Here is a 7,091-nt window from a genome sequence, read left to right as displayed (position 1 = left end):
TTTGTTCTTATGCAAGCTAAGGCGCGCCTACTTTACGAACCATCTCCCGCCCATACGTGACGCTTGTTTACACATTGGCCACTCTTCAATGCCAAAGGAAATTGTACAAAATCTGAAAATGAGTCTGTGACTTTCCTAAATTAGCAATTAATGAATAATACTGGTGTGGCAGGGTAAAATATCCTCGTTATACGAAAATCACCCCGCACTAAAGAAAGCAAATAAAATGATGTGTGATAAATCATGTGACCTTCGTTTTAAACAGAACCTAGCAGGGAGGTTCTGTTTTTGTTTAAACATCAAACCATTCAATAGACTGAGCAACAAGTAGGCTTACTCTTCCGTATTTACGTTCATTTCATCACCCTCAAATGACACCAATCGAATAGACAGTACAGCACCAAAGTAGCGTAAGACTAACTCAGGGTCTTGTGTACTACATGCCTTCCTCCCTAATATTTCTAGTAAGTCGGCCATAAAGTTTTTCATTGGCTGATCAGCCTCTGCTAAGTGCTGCTCTAAAATTTTGTTTTTCATTTTCCCTAGCCATTCCACGTTTTATCCATCATTTATAAGCCTCCATATAAACAAAGAGGATAAAGTAAATGGAAATCATCAAAACTGTTTTAAATAATCATCATTACCGCTACCGAATTCAGCACTGTGATAACTCTGAACACCACATAGTGTTTTTACTCGGCGCATTGCAAGATATTGAAAGTGTAAATTCATTTTCCACACACTTTGCCAATAAAATGAACTGTATCACCATTGAAATACCGGGTACTGGACACACAGAAAACCTTGAATCGACGATTAGCATTAGAGATCAAGCTACAATGTTACGAGAATTTCTTGGTTATTTACGAGTGAGTTCAGTTCATATCATTGGCTTCTCTTATGCAACAGCCGTAGCTGTTGAGCTTTGCGATATCTGGCCCCATGTTCGATCAATGTCTATTTGTGGCGGTGTGCCAGGGATCCCTTCTTCTGGCCGCTTAGCGACAAAGAAAATGATTGCAGCAGCCATGAGTAGCCCAACTTGTTTCGCGAATTCTTTTACTGAATCGCTCACTGTTAACAATGACAACATACCGAAAAATAAAGCGATCATAAGAGCGACAGTACGAAGTATTAAAGCAATGCCTCAGGAACGCATAGATGTGTTTTTCGAGAACTCCGTTCGACTTCTAGTACACACTCCAAGCAATGTAGATAAAATCACAGCGCCCAGCACCATTTGTGTTGGTGAGTATGATCCTTATGTAACTAAAGAAACAGCTACAAAGTTTGTGCAACAACTTCCTAACGGTCATTTAGTCGTAATCAATAATGCTGACCACCTTGTTCATTTACAATATCCAGATACTGTGGCACGTGCGATGCTCGCCCAAGTAGAAGCACAACTTACTCTGCACAAGCAACTTGCAACGATTAACTAAGCAGCTAACCTCATGAATAAGTAACTACCTTCATATTGTTGCTTGTTAGTTAGGTGCAATCAACCCAAGACAATGCGCTTTTTGGGTTGATTATTTTCACTCCCTGTAGGTATGTCTAATTATTAATGTATATATTTGATAGACTTATCAGTATCTCTACGGCGTGTTTTTTATTTTTATCGGCTACAAGACTCAAAGCCTTGGTAGTTAACGCATCTCTGACATGCTGGAACTGGCGTAATTGATGAAACTGAGGGAATTGGACCATTTCACTTGTAAAATTCACATGGGAGTTAAGCTGAAAGCCTAGCTTGACTCTAAATCCAATAGACACGGAAAAGTCTCGTGTTTTATTCACATCTTCTAAAGTTCTGTATTGGTATACAGATAACCCTAAAACACGAGAAATGACATCGACAGGAATATTATGTTCTAGTCGAAAACGCTTTACAGTGATCGCCGATGAACGATAGTAATCAATAGCGAAGGCATTTAGGTCTAAATTATCGGGCGGGAGTAATTGTTCATAACACGAAGGTAACGAGGTTGTTGAAAGTAACTCCTCACGAAACTCTAGAAAATCATTTCGGCCCTCTAAAGTCATAAGCTCTGTGATCATATTAATATAAAGATCAAACTGTTTTGTTGGTAAACGCCCAATACAAAACAACGCGTTTACAGTGTGGCTATCCATACCACGGTAATTTTCTTTCACTTTTAACGCAAGATAGAAGCTGGTCATAGGAACCATCATTACCCAAGACATCGCAGCCACCATATGAAGAGGGCGAATCGAGGTATAGCTTTGCTGCATATATCGTTTGAGTGTCGAGCCTTTAATACCACTCACTCTTCTCTCTAAATCGTCAAAAGACAAGCCTTGCGCTCGACGAACAAGAGACAAAGATATCGCCATGTCAGTATCAATAGAAGCAAGTCTGTCATCCAATATTTTTAGCTGGTTTTCAGTTAAATGCACTATAGAATCATTAAAGGGCTGCGCCATGGTTACCTCAGGGTGTTTTTAAAGATATTCCGGTCAACAATCAGACCATGTTAGCCCATTTCGTTTTTAAGTATCAGAGTTCAGGATGAATATTCTCCCGAAGCGACTTACATTCCAATGTGACAATTCACGTTCCCCACATAAATATAGTTACCATTACATGAGCTGTATTTGGATAAATTTCTGATATTTACGAACGCGAATTTGTTGGACGAAACTAATAATGTGGCATTTTCGAGCTAGAAAGTGCCACTGGTAAAAATTCAGCCTATGAAAGTTCTGGATATGAATCACTTAGTGCAATAAATCGTAAGCGTCTTTAAATCGACTCATTCAATCTTTTTAATAAACGTCGTAACCTTTAACTTTGATCGTTAAAGGTACTCGAAAATGTCTCAGCATAGACCTCAGCAAGAATGGCTACGCCTTGTGCAGAAGTATTACAATAGTGAGCAGTCTGCCGCTCAGTTTTGTTTAGAGCACAATCTTCATCCAAAAACGTTTGACAACAACCGTCGCAAACTACACCACTTAGTCAACATGCCTAAAAAACGAGAAGATTCACTTTCTGAATTCATTGTTGTTGAAAAAACAGCTAAGCCAAACACCAAAACCGAGCAACTGCCTACCTCTACGTTACCTACGGAATTACGCCTTGAAGCGGGGGCATGCTCTCTTCATGTGCCTCGTGATGTAACCCCTCAGTGGCTCGGCCTTCTATTGAAGGAGCTTGCTGTTGTATGAAGATGTTCCCTGATACCTCTGTTATCTATCTCCACAAGGCGCCCGTCGATTTTAGAAAGGGCATTAACGGCTTGAGCTTTATCGTTGAACAGAATATGAACCTTAATCCCTTCTCCGAAGCGCTATTCGTCTTCTGTAATCGCACGCGGGATAAGCTCAAAGTTCTCTACTGGCAGCGTAATGGCTTTTGCCTCTGGCAAAAGCGACTCGAAAAAGACAAGTTCGCTTGGCCAAGAAAAATGCCAGGGAAAACCCTCTCACTAACGGAAGAGCAGTGGCATTGGTTGCTTGATGGACTCGACATTGAAAAAATGAAACCCCATCAAACATTGAATTACCAAAGTCTTAATTAAATTAAAAAATAATAGCGGATAAGGAACTTTCGCGTAACTCTGCGATCTTCCTTATATGCCAAATAAAAATAATCCAGATGAGCTAACGCTCTTACGTTCAAAAGTGACTGAGCTTGAATCTACGGTACTCACACTTCGCCAATCTCTAAACGAGAGCGAAATAACTATCCAATCGCTGGTTGAAAAACTCAACCTAGCGCGGCGTAAACGCTTTGGTAGCAGTAGTGAAACCCTGCCCCCTCAGGACTTAGAGTTCAATGAGGCGGAGACTCATGCCGATACGACAGGTGAAGATGAAGCGACCAGCAATCAGAATGATGAAACATCGGACGCGAAAAGTACTTCATCCGAGACAAAACGTCGTGGTCGCCCGAAGCTTCCCGAAGACTTACCACGAGAGCGAGTTGTGGTGGACATACCAGAAGCAGAAAAAACCTGCTCGTGTTGCCAGTCGATGCTCTGCAGGATGGGGCAAAGCACCAGTGAAAAACTGGTGTATATCCCAGCCAAGTTATACGTTGAAGTCACTGAAAGACCCAAATACGTCTGTCGTCAATGTGATGCGTTAGGAGAGAAGAGTGTTGTTGCAATGGCTCCACCGCCAGCATCGATTATCCCGAAAAGCATCGCGACGCCCTCTTTGCTTGCGCAAATCATCACGAACAAATACCACTATGCCCTGCCTCTCTATCGTCAAGAATCGTTGTTCAGACAATATGGGTTAGCGCTCAGCCGAAAAACGATGAGTCAGTGGATACTGCGTTGCGCTGATAAGGTAGAGCCGTTAATCGCCTTACTGAAAGAAAGCCTCCTTGCTCAAGATGTTCTGTTCGCGGACGAGACCACGTTGACCGTGCTCGATGACGAAAGAAAAGTTACATCTGGTTGTATGGGTGTGGTCCAGACCGAGGAGGGAATGCGAAATCCCCCGGTATCGTCTTGTTCGACTACCAGGAAGGGAGTCGCGGTCACCACTGCCCTGAATGGTACCTGTCAAACTACACTGGATACCTTCATGTGGATGGGTATAAAGCGTATGAAAAGACAGAGGCGAAGTTGGTGGGTTGCTGGGCGCATGCAAGACGTAAGTTCATAGAGGCCGAGCAGAGCCAACCAAAAGGCAAGCAAGGTAAAGGGGGTAAAATCCAGTGGGCAGTCAGTTGGTTCCAAAAGCTCTATCGTGTTGAACAAGCACTCAAAGATAAGACGAGGGAAGAGCGATATCTTACCCGCCAATCAAAGACTCAGTCTCTGCTCAATGAGTTCAAGGCGTGGTTAGATAAATCGGTCACTCAGGTGCCCCCTAAAAGTAAACTTGGTGAGGCGATTAGCTACAGTCTCAATCAATGGTCGAAGCTAGTACGAGTTATCGATGATGGCCGGTTGAGCATGGATAATAACCGAGCGGAACGTTCAGTACGTCCGTTCACAGTAGGACGGAACAACTGGTTGTTCTCGAAGACTCATAATGGAGCACGCGCCAGTGCTGTGCTGTACAGTCTTATCGAAACCGCGAAGGCTAACGACTGTGAGCCGTATGAGTATCTGGAATACGTGCTGCGAGAAATCCCGAAACTGAAGAGTGAGGACGACCATGGTCATCTTCTTCCTTGGAACATGCCAAAAACAGACTAGTCCCCCCTCCCCGAATAGCGTTCAGAATGACAGATGCCGCCTTAGTTGGCGGTATCTGTGTTGATATTAGAAAGTCAATGAGTCGGTTCGTAGACGCTTACCTTAAACGCGGAGTCTGGATCCAAACTGCCGTTGGTTGTGGTATCACAAGCAAAGGGCCGTGGCGAAGTTCGAAAACACCTGGGATACAGCAAGCACTGAGTAATGATTACCTTAGGAAAGCGGGATTATTTTCACTGAAAGACGGATGGATCGCTGTTCAATATCCAAACCAGAAGATATAAGTTAGGCGTTCTGAATGAACCGCCCTGTGCGGATCCGCATGCAGGGTGGTGTGGGGGCTGGAGGGTAAATACCTCCGGCTACCCGATTATGTAAACCTGTTTTAGATCAAGATAAGCAACTTTAAACGTATAGACAAGACCGAAATTACAACTAAAATAAGCGCCTATTTTAATCTGGTGATAAGAAGAAACCTAATTACCACTTTTATATGTTTAGGTAAAAAATGACTACAACCGCTAAAAGCAGCTTAAAAAAAGCAACACTCTTTACATGTATATTCACTTTTCTCTTAGTTTTCTTTGGTAACTTCCATATATACTTTGGCATTGAAAAATTCTCACTGGCAACTCTTCTATCTCATCCCCAAGCTTTCGCTGAACTAATTGCTGAAGCTATTGGAGGAAGTTTATTTTTACCTTTAATCCACATCGCTATTTCATCTTTTTTCAAGTCACAAAGGAACTCTACTTCACGCTGTAAAGTCCTAATTGGCTGGTGTTTAGTGACAATCATTTCGAAGTCATTAGCTCTGTACAACTACGTATATGTCACACCTATTCTGAACACATTAAACTAAAACCTAGATATTGAAAGCTACTGAATGTAGCTTTCAAGCCTCGAGGAAGAAAGGTTACATAACGCCCAATTAAGTAGTGAGCAACGCTACCACCTATCTAGACCATTGTGCCGTAAACACTAAAACTAATTCAAACCCAAAATGCCGAGCGTTGCGAATCTGCTTGAATTGCTTGTTATGTGCTTGATTTAATACGTAGTTGCTATATCATGCCCACGAACTTAACCGTTCTGCGTATCGTAGAAGTTCCACTAGGTCCCTCAGGAGAGTGCATTCTCTGCACCTAACCGTGAGCTAGTCTCACATACTTGCGAGGGAATTAGCCCTCAGAAACTTAGAAGGAACAAAGAAAATGTCTATTGAAGCATTGACTACAAAAAACGCACAAGACTTACACGTTGACACTACTAACATCGCTCTAATGGCTATCCACGAGAGACTGGTAGAGTTGGAAAGACAATACTGTTTGGAAACTGACGATGCTCTAAAGGTCTCAATCGCCACAGAGCATCGTAAGTTGTTGGACTTTTATCAATCGGAAATCCAGAGAGCCGAGGACTACAACCCTTACTCAACCCCTTATGATTGGTAAGTTTTTTGGGCACCTAGTGTGCCCTTTTTTGTTTCCCTAAATTTCTAAGCTCTTCCACTGTTAATCCTAGTGATTTAGCCGCTTGCTCTGAGAATAACTCAGATTTTTTCGCTTGTTCTTTATGCCATTGAAGAGACTTTACAGAGACTCGATTCAATGTTTTCATTTCATTTCGCATATACCCACCTCTTATTCAAAGATACCTCGTGAAGAGCATTTGTTCAAGAATCCACCGTATTATAGTGAGTTTTGGAGTAAGCACATAACATTTTAATATCGTGCCAGCACGAATTGATGTATTCAGAATATCTCAAGATCCTTACCTAACCAAATGAAAATTATACATATAATCCAGTTTAATTCTAATTTCTAGTTGAAACCCGTGCAAGCAAATATTGCTTCCGATTATAGGTGCATATTTCGGAGCATTCCGATCAGTCATTTCGGGATTATCCGA

The 7,091-nt window shown here is 42.1% G+C and carries 8 protein-coding genes and 1 pseudogene; 6 read left to right on the top strand and 3 right to left on the bottom strand.

Features of this window, described 5'->3' with window-relative positions; all coding sequences use genetic code 11:
- Positions 1–333: 333 nt before the first annotated feature.
- Entirely contained in the window at positions 334–537 is a 204-nt protein-coding gene (locus tag A142_RS06900; RefSeq protein ID WP_029405561.1) for a hypothetical protein, read from the bottom strand.
- A gap of 68 nt (positions 538–605) precedes the next feature.
- Here A142_RS06900 and A142_RS06895 point away from each other — a divergent pair, with 68 nt between their 5' ends.
- Positions 606–1,442, top strand: coding sequence for an alpha/beta fold hydrolase (locus A142_RS06895; RefSeq protein WP_019824047.1), 837 nt, complete (start codon positions 606–608; stop codon positions 1,440–1,442).
- A 115-nt stretch (positions 1,443–1,557) separates the two neighbouring features.
- On the opposite strand, the gene A142_RS06890 is transcribed toward A142_RS06895, so the two are convergent.
- Positions 1,558–2,448: a hypothetical protein gene (locus A142_RS06890; protein WP_019824045.1), complete on the bottom strand. Its 891-nt coding sequence runs from the start codon at positions 2,446–2,448 to the stop codon at positions 1,558–1,560.
- 390 nt (positions 2,449–2,838) lie between these two features.
- Between A142_RS06890 and tnpA the strand changes: the two genes are divergently transcribed.
- The 5 genes and pseudogenes from tnpA to A142_RS06860 all read left to right on the top strand — a co-directional run bounded on the left by tnpA (position 2,839) and on the right by A142_RS06860 (position 6,634).
- Positions 2,839–3,192 (top strand): IS66 family insertion sequence element accessory protein TnpA, encoded by a 354-nt coding sequence (gene tnpA, locus A142_RS06885; RefSeq protein WP_019824043.1) that lies wholly within the window; start codon positions 2,839–2,841, stop codon positions 3,190–3,192.
- Positions 3,189–3,545, top strand: coding sequence for an IS66 family insertion sequence element accessory protein TnpB (gene tnpB / locus A142_RS06880; protein ID WP_019824041.1), 357 nt, complete (start codon positions 3,189–3,191; stop codon positions 3,543–3,545). The genes tnpA and tnpB overlap by 4 nt, the downstream gene beginning before the upstream one ends.
- 55 nt (positions 3,546–3,600) lie before the next feature.
- Positions 3,601–5,180: pseudogene (gene tnpC, locus A142_RS25680) on the top strand (IS66 family transposase).
- Between the two features lie 26 nt (positions 5,181–5,206).
- Entirely contained in the window at positions 5,207–5,464 is a 258-nt protein-coding gene (locus A142_RS06865; RefSeq protein ID WP_019824038.1) for a hypothetical protein, read from the top strand.
- A 930-nt stretch (positions 5,465–6,394) separates the two neighbouring features.
- Positions 6,395–6,634: a hypothetical protein gene (locus tag A142_RS06860; RefSeq protein ID WP_019824033.1), complete on the top strand. Its 240-nt coding sequence runs from the start codon at positions 6,395–6,397 to the stop codon at positions 6,632–6,634.
- Positions 6,635–6,647: 13 nt separating this feature from the next.
- Here the strand turns inward: A142_RS06860 and A142_RS24930 are convergent, their stop codons facing one another.
- Complete coding sequence (locus A142_RS24930; RefSeq protein ID WP_019824031.1) at positions 6,648–6,812, bottom strand: hypothetical protein; 165 nt, start codon at positions 6,810–6,812, stop codon at positions 6,648–6,650.
- Between the last annotated feature and the right edge of the window lie 279 nt (positions 6,813–7,091).

Source organism: Vibrio splendidus 12E03, assembly GCF_000272105.2.
GTDB classification, from domain to species: domain Bacteria; phylum Pseudomonadota; class Gammaproteobacteria; order Enterobacterales; family Vibrionaceae; genus Vibrio; species Vibrio splendidus_I.
The sequence above is the reverse complement of the archived record's forward strand: the minus strand, read 5'-3'. Positions and strand labels throughout refer to the sequence as shown.

Bases quoted from the DNA above. Each gene is read 5' to 3' on its own strand.
- A142_RS06900 (WP_029405561.1), bottom strand. From the start codon at position 537: ATGAAAAACAAAATTTTAGAGCAGCACTTAGCAGAGGCTGATCAGCCA.
- A142_RS06895 (WP_019824047.1), top strand. From the start codon at position 606: ATGGAAATCATCAAAACTGTTTTAAATAATCATCATTACCGCTACCGA.
- A142_RS06890 (WP_019824045.1), bottom strand. From the start codon at position 2,448: ATGGCGCAGCCCTTTAATGATTCTATAGTGCATTTAACTGAAAACCAG.
- tnpA (WP_019824043.1), top strand. From the start codon at position 2,839: ATGTCTCAGCATAGACCTCAGCAAGAATGGCTACGCCTTGTGCAGAAG.
- tnpB (WP_019824041.1), top strand. From the start codon at position 3,189: ATGAAGATGTTCCCTGATACCTCTGTTATCTATCTCCACAAGGCGCCC.
- A142_RS06865 (WP_019824038.1), top strand. From the start codon at position 5,207: ATGACAGATGCCGCCTTAGTTGGCGGTATCTGTGTTGATATTAGAAAG.
- A142_RS06860 (WP_019824033.1), top strand. From the start codon at position 6,395: ATGTCTATTGAAGCATTGACTACAAAAAACGCACAAGACTTACACGTT.
- A142_RS24930 (WP_019824031.1), bottom strand. From the start codon at position 6,812: ATGCGAAATGAAATGAAAACATTGAATCGAGTCTCTGTAAAGTCTCTT.